Raw genomic sequence first — 18,031 nt, 5'->3', positions numbered from 1 at the left:
GATAAAAGCAACATTACTTATGAAAAATACAAACCATGTTAAACTGAATTTGAAAAGAGATGGGACACATGAAACGACCTTCCGTTCGAAAATTATGCTTATTGCTGATCGCTTTGGTCTGCCTGATCGTTCCGACTGAGCAGGTTCATGCCGATTCGGTGACTGTCAGACGGCAGCGGCCGACTTTGTTTGTGCATGGTTTAAATGGTGGCCCTGGCTCTTTCGATAATATGATTGCCAAGGCACAATGGGAAGACCATGCACACCGTGCTTTGGTGGCAGTAATCACTCCTGACCGCATTCAGCTGATTGGCAAATGGCCGAAAAGTTTGAAGCGGCCGATGGTTCAGGTAATCTTCAAAGACAATCATGCCAACTGGAATCGTGAAGGCGACTGGCTCGACGAACTCTTGCGAGAACTCAACCAGCGTTACGGCGTGACTAGTTACAATGCAATCGGCCATTCACGTGGCTGCGAAGCCATCATCATGGCCGCCGAACATCCGCATCAAGTCGCTCGATTAAAACGGCTGGTGACAATCGCCGGCCCGTTTGATGGGGCCATTTGGCGGGATCACGGCGTCGATGCGACTGAAACGGACCGTAACGGCCGTCCTAATGTGATCAAGCCGGAATACCAGCAGGTCATCGACAATGCTCAAAACTTCCCCAAGGGAGTGCACGTACTATCGATTGCCGGTAATCTTGATAATGGGTCGCATTCAGACGGCGTCATTACCGAAACATCGGCGTTATCCTTGCATTACGCCCTGCACAGCCGCATCAAGAGCGACCAAACGTTCATTGCCCATGGTGCGAATGCCCAGCACAGCCGTTTGCCACGTTATAATGAGGTCGTTCAGAAGAAGGCGCTCGATTTTGTGTGGCAGATTCATTAAAGTTTGCTTTTGCGGCCGAAAGGATTAGAATGTTGGCATGCAACTAGAAAGAAGGATGACTCATGTTGACTCTTTTAGGTGTTTTAGCAGTTATTTCAGTCGGTGCACTGTTGGTTGTTCCGCAATGGAACCAGCGGCAAGCTGTCCCAGTTCGAATCACCGAACAGCAGCCTTCACAACAGCACCGTCGTTAAGATGAGATTTGATAGCGGGACCAGGTCGTTGGACTTGGTCCTTTTTTTAGTGGACAACGATTTTTTGATTGGCAAATTCAAGGATACCCAGGTCGCTCATTTCACGGCCATAACCGGAATTTTTAACCCCGCCGAACGGCAGCTGCGGGACGCCGACGGATGGCCGGTTCAAGAAGACTTGGCCGGTAATCATCTGGCGGGCGACATTTTGAGCACGTTCGATATCCTGCGAATAAACGGCTCCAGCTAATCCATACGGGGTGGCATTGGCCACTCGAATCGCTTCTTCATCGGAATCAACGATGTAGAGCTGGGCAACGGGCCCAAAGAATTCGGTTTGTGAAGCGGGATTGTTAGGGGTGATATTGCTGAGGACGATTGGTTTGAAGAAATTCGTACCAGCAACGGCACCGCCATCGACGACGATTTGGGCGCCTTCTTGAACCGCAGCATCGACTTGTTTCTGCAGGGTATCACGGGCACTGCGGGACGAAAGGGGCGCTAGTGTGGTTGCTGGGTCGCTTGGATCGCCTAGAATTTGAGTTTGAAAATTGTGCTTGATGCCGGCAATGAAATCAGCGGCGACTTCTTTACGAACGATATAACGTTTAGCCGAAGTGCAAACTTGACCAGCATTTCGCAATCGGGAGACCGTTGCGCCTTCAACGGCGGCGGGAATATCGGCATCGTCTAAGACAACGAAGGCATCGCTGCCGCCGAGCTCAAGGGTGCTTTTAATGAGATTATGGCCGGCCATTGCGGCGATCGAACGTCCAGCTGCTTCCGAACCCGTCAGCGCAACGCCTTGGACACGTGGATCGGCCAGCAATTTATCCACTTGATCATGGCTCAAGAATAAATTTTTGAAGGCGCCGGTTGGCATGCCAGCTGCTGCGACCAATTGTTCGAACAAAGCGGCACATCCGCCGACGATTGCAGCATGTTTCAGGATAATCGGATTACCAAGGATGAAGTTCGGCGCAAAGACACGCATCACTTGGGTGTACGGAAAATTCCAGGGTTCCACACTGACAATGATGCCGGTCGCTGTATATTCGAGGCTGGCATGCTGCCCGTCGATGTTATACGGCCGATCTTGCAAAAACGCCGGCCCATGCTGGGCATAATATTCGGCGATGTTGGCCGCTGCTTGTGCTTCGCCTTGGCCTTCACGGAAGAGTTTGCCCATATTATGGGTGGCTTCGGTGGCTAACTCATCCTGTCGGTCTCGAAACAGCTGCGCTAGTGTCAGTAACTGTGCGGCGCGTTCCTGCGGCGATTGTTGTAACGCCGTTTCAAAATACGCTGCGCCGTTCTGTAACGCCGTTGCAACTTGTTCCGGCGAACTCTGCGGAAACGTTTTGTAGCGTTGCCCGGTGTATGGATCTGTAATTTCAATATTCATTGCGACACCCCCCTGATTCGTTATCCTTAAACGTTTTGATAATGTTCGATCACATTCGAATCATCATCTTCGGTGTGATCGGTATTTTCTTCGATATTCGTACAAATGATTTGTGTCTGTGAAACGTCGACTTTGGCCGGATCCATGACGAGTTTGCCGATGGAATCTGCTTTGAGCACGCCGCTCTTGATGTTCTTGACGCTTTCAATCCGTGAATTGATTTCAAGGTCAACATTGCTGCTGTATTCGAATGCACGGTCGGAATTAGTCATCACACAATTCTTCATCGTTAAATGATCGAGGTAGCATAAACCTTGTTCGGTTTCGATGGTGCAGTTGATGAAGGTAATGTTTTCAGCGTGCCAGGACAGGTACTTTCCGCTTAAGAAGGAATCGTAGATGGTGACATTCTTGCAGTTCCAGAAAGTATCTTTGAACATCATTCTGGAATTGTGGACCTCGACATTTTCACAGCTGTCAAAAGCATATTTCCCATCGAGGGTCAGGTTGTCGACGTAAACATCCTTACTGTGCTGGCAGAAGTAGTCGCCTTTGACCTGGACGTTCTTGAGATTGACATCCTCGCAGTTCCATAACGTTTCTTCGCCATCGGAGAAATAAACGTCTTCCAATTTAATGTGTTTGGAATTGCGGATTTCCTTCGGTCCCATAAAAACGGAATTGGTGACCGTCAAACCATCGTCGTACCAGAAGCCGGCGCGTGCAGCGGCCTCGATTTTGGAATTCCGGACGATGGCATTGGTACTTTCCCATAATGGGTATTTATAGGTGAAAGTCGATGAATCGACCTCAACGTTGCTGCTTTCCTTTAACGGCGATTCACCGCCCAAGAAAACTGAATTTTTAATTTTAAGATCGTTGGCACCAAATAAAGACCGTTCACCTGCAAAGTATTGTTGATTGATTTCTTCTGTCATAAGAAAGACCCCCTGTGTGTTTAAAAGTTATTTTGTTCTTATCGATAAGAACAACTTTAAACGGTAAACAAGACCTTTTTTAGGCAGAAATAAGTTTATTTATTGGGCAAATTGTGAATGTTTTGTGATAAACGCTAAGGAAACGTTAAGCTGAGGACACAAAAAGAGGCGCAAATAGCGAATTATTTGCGCCTCTTTCGTGATGAAACCGTTATTTTTCTTTGCGGCGTTTCAGCAGGAGGAGAATGACGATGAGCAATAGAGCAGCGATGACACCCAGCAGAATGTAGAGCCACGTGTAAGATGGTTTGCCCTGATCAATCGTGGCGTTGTTGACGGTATCAGCCTGCTTCTGAGTGATGGTGAAATGCTTGGCGAACGTCCATTTATTATTCTTGGCATCTGAAACGGTCAGCTCCAGTTTGTATTTACCAGCCTTCAGTCGTTTGCCGATGGTCATGGCAAAATCGTAGGTTGAATTCGGGGCCATCTGCATATTATTATCGTACGTCTTGCGGTAAATGGTCTTGTTGGTCGCCAAGGACGTGATGTTAGCCTTGTACTTCAAGTGACCATAAGCATCCATGGTTGGATTCCGTAAGACGGCGACTACACTGGTTTTGCCGAATTTGGCAGCTGGCTTGACTGCCACAAGTTTCAAGTCGCGTGCGACTTCGTTATCAGTTTCAGTCAGTTTCAAGCCCAGAACGTAGCCATAAGCGTTGCTGATTCCTTTTTTCTGTTTCTTTAGAACTTTATTGACTTGAATGCCTGCCAGAATCTGGCCATCATACTGTTTGGCCGGCATTTTAATCTTCAAGCTGAATTTCTTCGATGAATTGGCCGGAACGGTTATCGATTTGGGCGCTGATACCAGCTTGCCGATGGGATAACGCAGCGTTTTATCGGGCTGAACAGCTTGGGCATAGTCGATAAAACCAGAAGCATTTGTATATGCTTGATTGACCTTGATTTTATAAGTGCCTTTCGTGTTTGAGGTGTTATTGACAATGACTTGGATTGTCTCTTCCTGCTTAGGCTGCATGCGCAAATCAAAGTAGGAATTTTTTTGATCGACTTGATTCTCAGGAATAACCGCTTGAATGTTATAGCCGACTTCTTCAGTCGACGCTGCCTGAGTCGTTCCGATCGTGCCAAGAACACCTCCAAACAGCATCATGATCAACCAAACAAATTTTCTCAATGCAAACACTCCTTTATGTGAAAATAGAGAACCGTTTTGTGCAGAAAAGACCAGACCGATGAGGGGCTGGCCTTTTTGGGTGGGACAGGTTAAGCAGGATCAGTCACGTTATTTAAAGTGTAATTGATTGTTCCTGTCAGGGTGTCGCCTGATTTCAGGGTTCCGTTTGGATCCGAGAATGTAATCGACAAATCTTCGATGTCAGTTCCGATTGTCCCAGAGTTAGTAGCCCCAGTTGGGTTCGTTGCCACTACGTTACTTGCCCCTGTTCCGATTGCATCGCCACCGTTAAAGCTTAAGGTGGAAACGGTATAAGTCCCGCTAGTTGCGGTTAAGGAATTATCGGTCAAGGCTGCTGAAACAGTCCAAGATTGGTCGCTCTTATCGTTGTAAACGACGATTTGTTCATTGTCCTTATTCGTCCCAGCAAGGGTGTACGAACCAGTGTCATTCAATGACGTTTCAAATGAAAAGAGGGAGGGTGTCGATTTCAGAATGAGATTAGCCGTATCGGCATCTTTGATCGTAACATTTGTTGTCGTTGCATCTGTCCCAACGACACCCGCCGCATGCACATTAGAAGCAGTAAATCCAAAAACCATTAAACTTGCGAGGCCTAAGCCGAATAATTTAGTTGCTTTCATGATTAAATTCCTCCAATTTGGTGGTGACTTCTTTTAAGTTTTTAAACGTTTGGAACATCCAATAGCGTAATTGTCTGTAAAGCCTGATATTGACCTGCTTGCGCATTCGCCGGAATCTCTAAGGTGATCGCATCCGCAGCCACCTGGTACTCAGATGTGTCCGGCTGGGTCTGCGCCTGAACCAATTCCTGAGTTTGCCCAGGAAGCAGATTGAGCGATTGGGCCTGGTAATCAGCGGGTGCACTAGTCGTCAGGAGCCCTGGACCGATCTTGAGATGGACCTCATTACCAAGGCTGTGCGTGCCATTTTTAAAAGCTGAAATTTGATAACGCAGCATCCATGGATTGGTCTGACGGGTCCGCTGATCATTGACTTTGATTGTTAACGGCTGGCGCGAAACCAGCGTTTGCGTTTGATCAGTGTGGATGCGGCCGCTAAATTTGGGGACGGTCGTACTGGTAATTTCAAGCGGTTGCGGGGTGATCGCAATCTTGACGGACGTGCTGTTTGAGGCGGCCGCAACCGGCTGGCTTGTTTGGCACAGCAGCATCAGCGTCAACAGGAGCAGATACTTAGGAACTTTCATACGGTCGCCTCCTTTCCAGAATCAGGAGTACGGTTCCCACTAGGAGCAGTGTACCTAGAAAGGCCAGCCAGAAACTGGTTTGTTCACCGGTTTGCGGAAGAATACCATGAATGACTTGCTCAAGCTGGCCTTGAATCGTTCCAGAAGCATCGTTTTTATGGGCAGTATTGCGGCCGGCTCCATCAGTATCTGTTGGCGGCGTCGTTTTAGGCGCCTCTAGGTCGACGGTGACGGATTGCTGATTGCGATCCACAGCGCTGGCCCGAGTCGGATGCGCTGCCAATCCTACCGCCATGATCAGCAGCGCTAAAAGGCTAAACAACCATTTTTTCATCGTGAGCGCCTCCTATTCTGGGTTTGACGTGTTGTACAAGCGCCAATTTACTTGCAGGCGATTGCTGTAATCGCCGACAGACAAGTAATCAGGACTATCGATTAAAACGCCGGCATCGTTAGACCATGTTTTTGAGGTGGTCAGGTTGCCAGTAACCGTCCCGCCGCTAGTACTGGAAAAGACAATCGGATTTGTTGCCAAATCGGTCAGACTGCCTGTCGCAGCATCTCGCCAGCCCAAGGAAAACGGGACGGCAGCGGCGCCATCAACCGTTGTAGTCGATGCATGAATCGCCCAGTTTCGGTCGGCCTGTCGCGCATCATCAACTTTGAATTGGATGGTGTTGTCGGCGTCACGGGCCAAGGCGTCGCTCTTAGTTTCGCTGACGGTGCGGTCGGTCCATGACAACGGATCAGTTCCGGATTGGCCGGTCAGCACTTCGAAGGAAAGATCGCCGCCGACATTGAAAGTGACGGTCAAAGTATCAAGCGGCGTGCCGCTGGACACTCCTTTCGGATAAATGGCGATGGTAAAGGTGTTGACACCATCCGCAAAATATTCAGGCCGAATGTGCAAAGCGCCTTTATAGAAGCCGTTTTGAGCGGCCGTGCTGGATAATGAATAGCCGGTGTTGTTCAGAATGGTACCGTCTTTTTTAACGATGACGTTGAATTCGGACGTCGCATTCGCCGGCGTAATATCTTTATCCTGCCAGTAGAACGTTCCAATCCAATCACTGCCGCTGGTGGTCAGGTCAGTCAGCTGATCAACGTTGATGATTTTATTTTTGACCGTGCTGTCGGTGTCATCCCAAGTCAGCGTCGTCGGATTGCCGGTCGTGACCCAGAAGTAGGCCGCATTGCCTGGCGTGGTCGTTTCAACATTTGAAGCGGACGTGGTGACGTGACTCGTAAAATATGTTTTCGTATCGGCGGTTAAGGTTGTGACCATTGGCAACGTCACGGATAATTCCAGTTGATCGCCATTTTTAATAGTGACAGGAGAATTAGGGAGAAACGTAATTTTCTGATTGATTTGCGAGACGGTGGCATTCAGATCACTGCCGGAAATAACGGTAGTCGTCCCATCGCTGTGAGTGATGGTTAATGTCGGTGCATTTGCCGTCGTACTTAAAGCTTTCGGCAGTTTGACGACTGCTGTTTCAAAATTGGTCACAAAGCCCTTGAGGGTCGTTGCAGAATTGGCCGTATAGTGAAATGCTGCTTTGAATTGTGCCGTGTCGTTTTTGCTGATGGATGGTTCCTTTGTTTCATCGTCGGCAGGGACGACAATCGATTTGCCGGCGGAATTTTGAACATCGTTGGTCAGCGAAATATCTTGCACAATCGGCAGATCGGCAAAAGCAATTTTGGTTTGGCCGGAAACGGCACCATCGGCAGCGGTAAAGCCCCAGTAAGCCTGGTTATTATTAGCACTGAGTTGCAGTTCTTTTTCAAGCGCAGCACTAGGAATGGTCGTTACTGCCGTCTGTGTCGTTCCGCCTGGGTCCTTTAAATAGTAGGTAAAGTTGCCGGAGGAGTGATCGTAGGCGTAATGGAATTCGTACCAGTTGCCGTTTTGAGTGCCATCTAGCGACAATGTCCCGTAATGATTCAGGACGGCTCGATCGCCGTCCGGATTACTATAGCTGGCCGCATCGCCTGGAAATGAGTACGCCAGATGCATCTTTTCAGATGTGACTTTTGAGTCGAAATTCTGGCCGTCGGTACCAGCATTCTGGTTGGAGTTCAAGTCGAATTCAATTGCAACGGAATTTTTAATGGCAATGCTGCTGGTTCCATAACTATAAGAGCCGCCACCGTAAACTCCTAACGTCTGGCCATCACGTGAATCCTGAGCTGCTGAAGTGAGCGCTGCCTCGCCACGTGGATCGTTTTGCATCACGAATGCAAACCCGTCCGCTGGTTCCGTCCCAAAATTGACATAGGATTTGCCGGCAAATGATTTGGCAAAATCGAGTTTTTTCTTAGACCAGATCGACGTGTAACTTTGCCCGCCAGAGAGCGATAATCTGTGTATGGAATATTGTTGTTGCTGCCATCGTTAATCGTCGTCGTTGTATAGCCGTTTCCGATTTGATTAACTGCCGAAAAGGCATCGTTCAGCTCGATGGCATCACCTGGAATGGTGGCTGACCCAGTTAAATCGCTGGCCAGCAGCGGCTTGGCAGCATTTGAACCAAGACTATCGGATTCAGTTGCCGAACTGCTTTCGGCTGGAGTGCTGCTTGAACTGGATGAACTTTCCGAACTAGAGGAGGAGCTAATAGAAGCTGCTGGCTGGCTTTCACTGGTTGAACTGGCCGCCGTTGGGTCTTCACTGACGGTTGCATCGGCTGCAATCCGATAATATTCTTTGGCAACGCCACTGAATGAAGTTGGATCGGTCTGGTCCGATTCGGTGACATCGGCTTGCAGTGTTTCTCCAGCCGGCGTTGTAAAGGTAATCTCCTGCAACTGGTCGGCTGTCAGCTCAAAATAGCCTTCCGAGTCAGCTTTCAAAGTCTGTTTGTCCTGAGTCAGCGCTGTTAAGGGCTGGCGATCCGTTTGATCGGCCAGCTGGAAGCGCAGTTTTCCCAATGAAGCCGTTCCTTTGAAAGTGAGATGCCATTCAGTCTGGTCGTCTTGTGTTTGATTGCTGAAGATCAGCTGGATGTTTTGGCCGCTGATCGTATTTTTAGCGGCTTCCGTTGCCGCCGAAACTTGAAAAAGGGGCGAAAAGAGCGAACAAAAAGCGCTCATCAGCAGCAAGAAAATCAAGCTGACTGAAATCAAGCGTTGTTTTTTAGTTGTCATCTGACTATGCATGTGGGGTCACCTACTTTCAGCAATCACTTCAACAAAGAAATTTGGCAAGTTATCTATCGATGACCCTAGCATAACGAATTTTTTGCGACTTTTGGTGTCAGTATTTATAAAAATCTTTATGATTTTTGAAAAAATAAACGCCTAATTGTAAGCGCATTCAAAAAATGCTCAAAAAACAAAATTTAAATCACTTTTTTTGCTCTAAAATGATATTTTTACCATTTTCTATTATCTGCCCACTAGTAGTGGGTTGTCTTGTTGCATGGTTTAGCTTTTGGTTAGATACACACGACAAAAAATAATAGGTAACGCACCCACCTTTTAAGGCGTAAAAAAAGCCCTTAGCTATGCGCAAATAGCTAGGGGCTTTGGTGTACCAATGCAAGTACACTTTATCTGTATTTGTATTATAACACGATAAAATGAAATGCGAACCATCCTGATTGAGGACATCCACCCATTTCCAGAGTATGAAAAAAGACGGATGAAAACATCCGCCACACTATGGACTACCCACGTATATTTTATTTAAGTGATCTATACGCTAACTTATAGGCTAACTTATAGATGGTTTATTATTGGTTGCTACGCATTGACACGCAAGGTAACAAAAAAGCTGTTATCTCGCGGTATTTAACCACTGGATAACAGCTATCGTTTGTATAGATGGGTTGTCGGGGGATCGAACCCCGGACCCACGGATTAAGAGTCCGTTGCTCTGCCAGCTGAGCTAACAACCCATGTTGTGAAAGGCTTAAGGCTTACTTGCCTTGCCGACTTAAATATAATAGCATGATTTCAGAAACCACGCAAGACTTTTTGAGAAAAAAATGAATTATTCACGTAATTAGGGTGAAGAAGGCTGATATATCAAGCTTTCACGAAATGCCAGTTTCGTGCCTAAAAACGACTTTTTACGAACTGAACGAAAAACGATATAATGGACTTAAGCATCCAAGGAGGATAGATATGGCTAAAAAAATCTTAGTAGTTGACGATGAGAAACCGATTTCTGACATCGTCAAATTTAATTTAACCAAGGAAGGTTACGACGTTTACACAGCTTATGATGGCGAAGAGGCCCTTAAGCAAGTGGATGAAGTCAACCCGGACTTAATCCTATTGGATTTAATGTTGCCAAAAATCGATGGGCTGGAAGTGGCTCGTCAGGTTCGCAAGGAACATGATATGCCGATCATCATGGTGACGGCCAAGGATTCTGAAATTGATAAGGTATTGGGACTTGAATTAGGGGCGGACGATTATGTGACCAAGCCTTTTTCAAATCGAGAATTGATCGCACGTGTGAAAGCTAATTTACGGCGGCAGACGACGAGCCAAGCCTCTGCGCAGGAAGCCGAAAATGAAAATAATGATATTGAAATTGGAGACCTAGTAATTCATCCGGATGCTTATAGTGTTTCCAAACGGGGCGAAAAGATTGATTTGACGCACCGTGAATTCGAACTTTTGCATTATTTGGCTCAGCACATCGGCCAAGTTATGACGCGCGAGCATTTACTGCAGACCGTTTGGGGTTATGACTATTTTGGCGATGTCCGGACAGTGGATGTTACCGTTCGGCGGCTTCGTGAAAAGATTGAAGATAATCCTAGCCATCCAGAATGGCTGGTCACACGGCGTGGCGTTGGGTACTTCTTACGCAACCCAGAAGCAGATAAATAAGAGCACGACAAGGAGCGTTTCGGAAATGGGGATTAAGCAGCTTTGGCTAGCGTCCAGATGTTTGGACTTTGCCACAACGACCTTAACTGTAGTTTCCCGTTCCTTGAATACATTTCGTATGGCAAAATTTGATCATACGTTCAAATAAAGCATCGCAAGCTGATTTCTAGCTTAAATGAGCTAGAATGAATTTGCAATGCATTTCAAGCATTATTGGCCGTGGCAAATGGTTTTGTTGCGGCCCTTTTATTATTAGAACGACCAAGGACGAATTTAGAGGAGCAGAACAGGGTCATGAATAAGAAGATTCACTTTTTCCAATCGATCCATTTTAAAATTGCGGTCGTGTTCATCTTTCTGCTCGTGATCACACTGGAGATCATTGGAGCCTACTTTGTGCAGCGGCTCGAAAAGCAGAATATTGAAACATTCGAAACGTCGATTCAAGTGCCGGAGTATGTCAAAACACAGATTGCCGATGACCTTTTGAATGATAAGACGAGTACGGCCAACAAAAAAATCAAAAATATTGTCAGCGACATCAATAACTTAGGTGAAATTGTGATTGTCGATAATAAGGGGACCATTCGCGGCACAAGTGATATCAATCGCCACAATGAAGTCGGCCAAAAGACGACCAACGCTAAAATCAAGGAAGTTATCTACAGCAACCGTGACAGCGAAAGTCTGGCTTATGACAAAAACAGCGGCAGTTCATATGTCTCAATCATGCCGCTGACTAACCCCAACAGCAACAACAACGCTGCCATTGGGGCGATCTACATTCGGGCCAGCATGGAAACTGTTTATCGGGATATCAATAATATTACGCTGATCTTCTTGTCAGCGTCCTTAGTGGCTGGTGCGCTCGGCGTCCTCCTGTCGATCGTCATCAGTCGGGCGATCACACGTCCGATTGATGAAATGAAACGGCAGGCAATTCGAATGGCACGGGGCGATTATTCGGGCCAAGTCCACATTTATGGGCAGGATGAATTGGGTCAATTGGCTGTTGCGGTCAATAACTTGTCGGTGCGTGTCGAAGAAGCTCAGGAAGCGTCGGAGGCCGAACGGAGACGGCTGGACAGTGTCTTATCCCATATGACGGATGGGGTCATTGCGACTGACCGACGTGGCAACGTCGTCATCATCAATGAAATGGCGCAGGAATTTTTGAATGTCAATAATGAAACGACGCTGGGCAATTCGATTTTGAAGGTGCTTGGCATCGAAAAAGATTACAATCTACGGGATCTACTTGAGGACCAGAGTGAAATCATGCTCGATTCGACGGATGTCGATGGGCATAAATTGATTCTCCATGCCGAATTCTCATTGATTCAGCGGGAATCAGGCTTTATCAGCGGGCTCGTTTGTGTCCTTCATGATGTCACCGAACAGCAGAAGGCCGACCATGACCGCCGTGAATTCGTTTCAAATGTATCGCATGAATTACGGACCCCGCTAACGAGTGTCCGCAGTTACGTCGATGCCTTGAATGACGGGGCTTGGAAAGACCCGAAAATTGCACCGCAGTTTCTGAAGGTGACGTCGGATGAAACTGATCGGATGATTCGGATGATTAACGATCTGCTTAGTTTATCCCGTTTGGATCAAGGGACAGCCAAGATTGAAATGGAATATGTCAACATCAATGAATTCTTCAATTATATTTTGAATCGTTTCGATATGATGCTCAAGACGGATAACGAAACGGTTGCCAAAGATAACAATGCAATCGATGCCGATCAGCCGACTAAGAAATATACGATCAAACGTGAATTTACCGACCGTGATCTCTGGGTCGAAATCGATACCGACAAGTTTATGCAGGTCATTGATAACATTATGAACAATGCGATTAAGTATTCGCCAGACGGCGGGGTCATCACCTGCCGATTGCTGGAAACCCATAATTTTGTGATTTTGAGTATTACGGACCAAGGTTTGGGGATTCCGAAGAAAGACCTCAACAAAGTCTTCGATCGTTTCTATCGAGTCGACAAAGCCCGTTCTCGTCAGCAAGGCGGGACTGGGTTAGGTTTGGCCATCTCGAAGGAAGTTATCGAAGCTTTGCATGGCAAGATTTGGGTCGACAGCCGTGAAGGAAAAGGGTCGACGTTCTATATTTCTTTGCCGTATGAACCGATGGACGATGGAGGTGACCTCTGGGATGAAAATTAACGACATTCTCTTACGGGTCGGCCTGACACTGGCGATTCTCCTTAGTTTCTTCTTGTCTTGGAAAATCTGGACGAGCAGCGTTCGTTATGAAGGCAGCACCAACAGCTCCGTAACTTCGTCAACGACACAGACCGCCGATACGAAAAACATCGACGAAGTCTTTTCACCGACTCAGATTTTTATGCGGAATGACGGTCAGAAATATCTGATTTACAACACGCATGACAATATGACAAGCCGGTTTGAAACGGAAATTAAAAATTGGACGTTTTCACAGCCCCGCAAACTGGCTAAAATGAGCGGCAAGGCCTATACAAAGGAGCTGGCTCGCAAAAACAGCCTGCAATTCGTGTACGCCGATAATATTACGGTCAATTTATTTGAAAGCATTTTTAAGAAACTGAAGGTTCCGCTGCGGAAAAATACGACCTTTAATCGCATGCTGATCACACGCAAGACTGGGCGGACGTATTTGCTGCTGCTAAATGATAAGACACGCCAAGGGTATCAATTACGGGTTGCTGGAATCTCCGTTCAGAAAGTCAATCAAATCATTCAGACGGCCAATGTCAAATTGCCAGTGGTCGAAAAAATGATGAATCATCTGCCGCTGACTTATTACCAGAAGACGGTCGACATCAAGCCGTACAGCTATTTAGCGAGTCACCAGTCGGAAAATTACTTTGTCAGCAATCTGCTCGATACCAGCAATCCTGGTTCGATTGATTCGAAGGAAAACAACGACGAGACGATTTATTCGGATGGCGTTTACCAGCGTCTGACGGTCAATCACAAGACCAATCAGATTCAGTACGATGATTACACCAGCAACAAAAAAATCACGAATGTGTCGGATTTGCTGACCAACAGTTACAGCGAATTGATTAAGATTGGCAACCCGTTGACGAATATGCGCTATGTCAATTATGACGAAAACGCTGGCACAGTCACGTATCGCAGCTATGTCGAGGGCTTCCCAATCTACTATCAGACTGATTTTGGCGCTGTGAAGGTCAAACTATCGCAATCCAGTACCACTTTGAATTTTTCCGCCTATAGTTTGCAAGTACCAGTCCCATCGACAGAAACGGCGGTCCATTTGCCAGCCACGCAGACAATGCTCAATCAATTGAGTGCCGCTGGTTACAAACTTAATGAAATCAGCAATATTCAGATCGGCTACCGTTGGGTCAAGGATGCTGATAATGAGCAGATTATCGACCTTCAGCCGTCCTATTATGTGCAGTACCAAGGCGAATGGTCTGAATACAAAGATATGCTGAACAATAGCCAGTCACAAACGAAAGCGGGATGATGAGACGTGGATTTTAAACGAATCGAAATGATTTTTCTGGCCGTTTTCATCGCCCTAGATGTTTTCCTGTTTGTGACGCTGAAGCAGAGCCGCCAGCCAATCGAATTGTCCGGCAACCAGACGCAGACGACGAGCTTGGCATCGGAATTGCGCAGCGATGGCATTTCCATTAAACATACGCTTGCGAAGACACATCAGCAGGGCTATTATCTGGCCAGCAGCAATCGGCCGGCGCTCGCCGCTCAAGTGCGTGAACTAGAGAACCAGCATGTGACTTTGAGTAATAATAATACGACACTGACCAGCCGTCTGGTCGAACCGCTGAATTTCAAATCCGGCCAAGCAACGACCGCCATTGATAAGTTCCGGCAGGATAAGCATAACGTTGCCTTTGGGAAGGACTATCAATACGTGCCGGAGCTGTCAACCAGCACCGAAATCGTTTATGCGCAGAAGGTTCCCAATGGTGTCCTGCTGGACGGCGATGGTCAGATTACGTTCCAGAAACACAAGAATATGATTACCGGCTACATTCAGACTTATTCGGCAACAATCACAACCCTGCGGGAAAAAGAAAACACGATTTCGGCTAAAGAGGCCGTCAATACGCTGTACACCCACAACGAAATTCCGAATAATACGATTATTCAGGGGATGAAACTCGGCTATACGAAGCTGATGGATGTTAAAGGCAGCACCGTCTATATTCCCGCTTGGTATGTCAGCCTTGAAAGCAAAGCCTCCAAAAACGTCACCAATAAACGCGTCAACGCCTTCTCCGGCGAAATCATGAAAAACCATGATTAAAAAAAGAGTGTGAGCAAGGGCGTTTAGGCATCGAGGCTTAAGAAAGTTTCAGACAAAATCCTGGATTTTAGGATTTAGGCTGGAACGACTTAAACGAGATGGCTGTCCTTGTGAACACGTTTAAGAGAATTGCCAGCACTTCAGAACACGTTTAAAAACTTTTTCAGAAAATCCTGTCTTTCCGACAGGATTTTTGATTGCCTTGAAACGGGATAACCATGGGCTGGATAATGTTATTTAATGAAAATAAAGTGAGAATGCAAATTGATTTCTGCACAAAAACACGTTATTCTTATCAGTAAAGATTAAACGGAAAAGGGAGCCTTGCAGCATGAGTGATGATTTTGGAATGCGTGTCAGTGTTTTGGCCAGCAGCAGCTCGGGCAATTCGACTTACATCGAAACACCGGAGCACAAAGTTTTGGTCGATGCCGGCTTAAGCGGCAAAAAGATCAAGGAAGCGATGGCCAGCATTGGACGTGATATCAAGGATGTCGATTCCCTGTTCGTCACACATGAACATACGGACCATTCGCATGGGGTCGGCGTTTTAGCGCGCCGTTACGGGCTGCAGGTCTATGCGAACAAGAAAACTTGGCAGGCAATGGCACATACCGTTGGCAAAATTCCGGATGACCAGATTCATTTCTTCGAAGCCAATAAAACAAAATCGTTTGGCGACCTTGATGTGGAAAGTTTTTCGGTTTCGCACGATGCGGCCGATCCGCAGTTTTATGAATTTCACCATGACGATAAGGCGTTCGTCGTTCTGACCGACACCGGGTATGTTTCTGACCGCATGGCTGGCCAGATTCGGGATGCTGAAGCTTATTTGTTCGAGTGCAACCACGATACCGAAATGCTGCGCATGGGCGAATACCCATGGCCGCTCAAACAGCGGATTTTGAGCGATCAAGGTCATTTGTCGAATGAAGAAGGGGCCAACGCCCTCATGGACGTGATGGGCCTGCGGACGAAGAAAATCTATTTGGGCCATCTCAGCCAGCACAATAATATGAAGGAACTCGCACATCTGACCGTTGCTTCGATGATGAAGGAGCAGGGGCTGGGGGTCGACCATGATTTCAAGATTCTCGATACAGACCCAGCTGTCGCTGACCCATTGTTCACAGTTTAAAGATGTTTTTTGAAAATTCGCCAGCCAGCTTAAGACTGGCGTTTTTAAATGGGCGAGGCGTTATTTACCCATTCATTTTCATTCAGTGTTACAGTAAGAATGAAATTTGAAGGGAGCGATTTTTATGGCAGATTATGCAAAAAAAGAAGATCAAACATTAGATGATATTGCCAAGATTTTGAGCAACTTCGATGATTCAATTGCCAAGGCAAACACAGATGACGCTGAGGGTCACAAGACGCGCGGCTGGTTTGAAACCGAGAAGGCCGTTTGGGAAATCAAGCGTGCGCTCCATGATGCCGGCAAATACGACGATTATTCAGAAGATGAATACGACAAATTCCTGAAGGATTACAATAAGTTTATCGGCAATGATTAACTCTGAAACAGCAACACTGAAAGCACTCGCATTAGGCGAATGCTTTTTTATTTGATAAAATTGGTGGTATGCTTGACTTAGCAAGGATGAAAGCGGAAATATTTTGCCAATTTCATTCATAAATTCTTCAAATTTTGACAGTATGATAGAGATAAACAATTAGGATAACTGGAGGGTTAACAAAATGGCAAATTCAGGGATCGGTAAAACAACGTTGATTGCTATCGTCGCAGCGCTGATTGGCGGCGGCGTCGGGGGCGGTGTTGCAGCCCATTATATCGATAATAATGTTTCGTCGTCAGCCACAACGAGTGTGCCGAAGAAAGCCGGTACCGCCGAAATCAGTAATGTCACGGTTAAAACAACCAGCGACTATACGAAAGCTTTCAACAAGGTTAAGGGTGCGGTTGTTTCTGTCATCAATTTGCAGAAGGAACAGGACAGTTCCGATTCTGACTTTGGCAGTTTGTTCGGCAGCGGCGGCACGACCAATGGGGATACTAATTCGGATAGCAGCAGCAGTTCTAGCAAGCTCGAAGAATACAGCGAAGGGTCTGGGGTCATTTATAAAAAAGAAGACGGATCGGCGTATATTGTCACCAATAACCACGTTGTCAGCGGTTCCGATAAGCTCGAAGTGATTTTGAGCGACGGAACTAAACTGACCGCCACGAAAGTCGGGACGGATAGTGCGACCGATTTGGCCGTTCTTAAAATCGACGGCAGCAAGGTTTCGACCGTTGCCACCTTTGGCGATTCCAGTGCGATTACGGCAGGCGAACCGGTCATTGCTATCGGGTCGCCGTTAGGTTCTGAATATGCTACTAGTGTCACGCAAGGGATTGTTTCGGCCAAGAGCCGGACGGTCGCTGTGACCGATGAAGATACTGGCCAGGAAACTGGGGAACAGACTGTTATCCAAACCGATGCTGCCATCAATCCTGGGAATTCAGGTGGTCCGTTAGTCAATATGGGCGGCCAAGTGATTGGAATCAACTCGATGAAATTATCCTCAAGCACAGATGGTTCCTCCGTCGAAGGGATGGGCTTTGCCATTCCAAGCGACCAAGTTGTTTCGATTATCGATCAATTGATTACCGATGGAAAGGTCAAGCGTCCAGCTCTCGGCGTCAAAGTCTTAGACTTATCGAATGTTTCGTCGTCGCAGCAGAAGTCGATTCTGAAGCTGCCATCCAGCATCACCAGCGGGGTTGTTATTGGTTCTGTCTCCAGCAATACGCCTGCCAGTGCCGCCGGACTCAAGAAGTATGATGTTATTGTTTCCGTTAATGGGAAGAAAGTCACGAGTGTGGCCGAACTGCACACCGAACTCTACAAGTATAAAGTCGGTGCGACGATCAAGCTTGGTTACTATCGGGGCAGCGACCTTAAATCAGTTCAAGTCCATCTGACTAAAACCGCTGATTAAAGATTAAAAAAGGTCCTTAAATGCCAAAAGTGCATTTAAGGGCCTTTTTGAGTGGCTGCT

18 protein-coding genes and 1 tRNA gene are annotated in these 18,031 nt (G+C 46.9%); 10 read left to right on the top strand and 9 right to left on the bottom strand.

Features of this window, described 5'->3' with window-relative positions:
* The first annotated feature begins 68 nt into the window (after window positions 1-68).
* The gene (locus tag IV40_RS04450) at window positions 69-899 is read left to right on the top strand and encodes an alpha/beta hydrolase (RefSeq protein WP_057769163.1); all 831 of its coding nucleotides are present in this window, start codon (window positions 69-71) and stop codon (window positions 897-899) included.
* Between the two features lie 62 nt (window positions 900-961).
* Entirely contained in the window at window positions 962-1,093 is a 132-nt protein-coding gene (locus tag IV40_RS10975) for a hypothetical protein (RefSeq protein ID WP_269082187.1), read from the top strand.
* Window positions 1,094-1,139: 46 nt separating this feature from the next.
* Here IV40_RS10975 and IV40_RS04445 read toward each other — a convergent pair whose 3' ends face one another.
* From IV40_RS04445 to IV40_RS04410, 8 genes are all read right to left on the bottom strand, one after another.
* On the bottom strand, window positions 1,140-2,498 hold the full coding sequence (locus IV40_RS04445) for an aldehyde dehydrogenase family protein (protein WP_057769162.1): 1,359 nt from the start codon (window positions 2,496-2,498) through the stop codon (window positions 1,140-1,142).
* Window positions 2,499-2,524: 26 nt separating this feature from the next.
* Entirely contained in the window at window positions 2,525-3,436 is a 912-nt protein-coding gene (locus IV40_RS04440; RefSeq protein ID WP_057769161.1) for a DUF3737 family protein, read from the bottom strand.
* A 211-nt stretch (window positions 3,437-3,647) separates the two neighbouring features.
* Window positions 3,648-4,640: a WxLIP family cell surface protein gene (locus tag IV40_RS04435; protein WP_156404228.1), complete on the bottom strand. Its 993-nt coding sequence runs from the start codon at window positions 4,638-4,640 to the stop codon at window positions 3,648-3,650.
* Window positions 4,641-4,729: 89 nt separating this feature from the next.
* On the bottom strand, window positions 4,730-5,284 hold the full coding sequence (locus tag IV40_RS04430) for a hypothetical protein (RefSeq protein ID WP_057769160.1): 555 nt from the start codon (window positions 5,282-5,284) through the stop codon (window positions 4,730-4,732).
* A 41-nt stretch (window positions 5,285-5,325) separates the two neighbouring features.
* On the bottom strand, window positions 5,326-5,871 hold the full coding sequence (locus tag IV40_RS04425; protein WP_057769159.1) for a hypothetical protein: 546 nt from the start codon (window positions 5,869-5,871) through the stop codon (window positions 5,326-5,328).
* A complete protein-coding gene (locus IV40_RS04420) occupies window positions 5,858-6,205 on the bottom strand; it encodes an LPXTG cell wall anchor domain-containing protein (RefSeq protein ID WP_057769158.1) in 348 nt (115 codons plus the stop codon). Before IV40_RS04420 ends, IV40_RS04425 begins: the two co-directional genes overlap by 14 nt.
* 12 nt (window positions 6,206-6,217) lie before the next feature.
* Window positions 6,218-8,110, bottom strand: a complete 1,893-nt coding sequence (locus tag IV40_RS04415) for an L-type lectin family protein (RefSeq protein ID WP_156404227.1) — start codon at window positions 8,108-8,110, stop codon at window positions 6,218-6,220.
* Window positions 8,107-9,033, bottom strand: coding sequence for a hypothetical protein (locus IV40_RS04410; protein WP_057769156.1), 927 nt, complete (start codon window positions 9,031-9,033; stop codon window positions 8,107-8,109). The genes IV40_RS04415 and IV40_RS04410 overlap by 4 nt, the downstream gene beginning before the upstream one ends.
* A gap of 164 nt (window positions 9,034-9,197) precedes the next feature.
* Here IV40_RS04410 and IV40_RS10720 point away from each other — a divergent pair, with 164 nt between their 5' ends.
* Window positions 9,198-9,335, top strand: a complete 138-nt coding sequence (locus tag IV40_RS10720; RefSeq protein WP_338033650.1) for a type I toxin-antitoxin system Fst family toxin — start codon at window positions 9,198-9,200, stop codon at window positions 9,333-9,335.
* A 365-nt stretch (window positions 9,336-9,700) separates the two neighbouring features.
* Here IV40_RS10720 and IV40_RS04405 read toward each other — a convergent pair.
* Window positions 9,701-9,773: transfer RNA gene (locus IV40_RS04405), tRNA-Lys, on the bottom strand.
* Window positions 9,774-10,002: 229 nt separating this feature from the next.
* Between IV40_RS04405 and yycF the strand changes: the two genes are divergently transcribed.
* From yycF to IV40_RS04370, 7 genes are all read left to right on the top strand, one after another.
* Window positions 10,003-10,719 (top strand): response regulator YycF, encoded by a 717-nt coding sequence (gene yycF, locus IV40_RS04400; RefSeq protein WP_057769155.1) that lies wholly within the window; start codon window positions 10,003-10,005, stop codon window positions 10,717-10,719.
* Between the two features lie 294 nt (window positions 10,720-11,013).
* Window positions 11,014-12,903: a cell wall metabolism sensor histidine kinase WalK gene (gene walK, locus IV40_RS04395; protein WP_057769154.1), complete on the top strand. Its 1,890-nt coding sequence runs from the start codon at window positions 11,014-11,016 to the stop codon at window positions 12,901-12,903.
* Window positions 12,893-14,218, top strand: coding sequence for a YycH family regulatory protein (locus tag IV40_RS04390; protein WP_057769153.1), 1,326 nt, complete (start codon window positions 12,893-12,895; stop codon window positions 14,216-14,218). The genes walK and IV40_RS04390 overlap by 11 nt, the downstream gene beginning before the upstream one ends.
* Before the next feature lie 6 nt (window positions 14,219-14,224).
* Entirely contained in the window at window positions 14,225-15,025 is an 801-nt protein-coding gene (locus tag IV40_RS04385) for a two-component system regulatory protein YycI (protein WP_057769152.1), read from the top strand.
* A gap of 331 nt (window positions 15,026-15,356) precedes the next feature.
* Entirely contained in the window at window positions 15,357-16,163 is an 807-nt protein-coding gene (locus IV40_RS04380; protein ID WP_057769151.1) for an MBL fold metallo-hydrolase, read from the top strand.
* A 124-nt stretch (window positions 16,164-16,287) separates the two neighbouring features.
* On the top strand, window positions 16,288-16,542 hold the full coding sequence (locus IV40_RS04375) for a hypothetical protein (protein WP_057769150.1): 255 nt from the start codon (window positions 16,288-16,290) through the stop codon (window positions 16,540-16,542).
* Between the two features lie 184 nt (window positions 16,543-16,726).
* Window positions 16,727-17,971, top strand: coding sequence for a S1C family serine protease (locus tag IV40_RS04370; protein WP_057769149.1), 1,245 nt, complete (start codon window positions 16,727-16,729; stop codon window positions 17,969-17,971).
* The last annotated feature ends 60 nt before the right edge of the window (window positions 17,972-18,031 follow it).

This window comes from Lactobacillus selangorensis (genome assembly GCF_001437205.1).
Classification (GTDB): Bacteria; Bacillota; Bacilli; order Lactobacillales; family Lactobacillaceae; genus Paralactobacillus; species Paralactobacillus selangorensis.
This window is presented reverse-complemented; position numbering and strand designations above follow the sequence as displayed.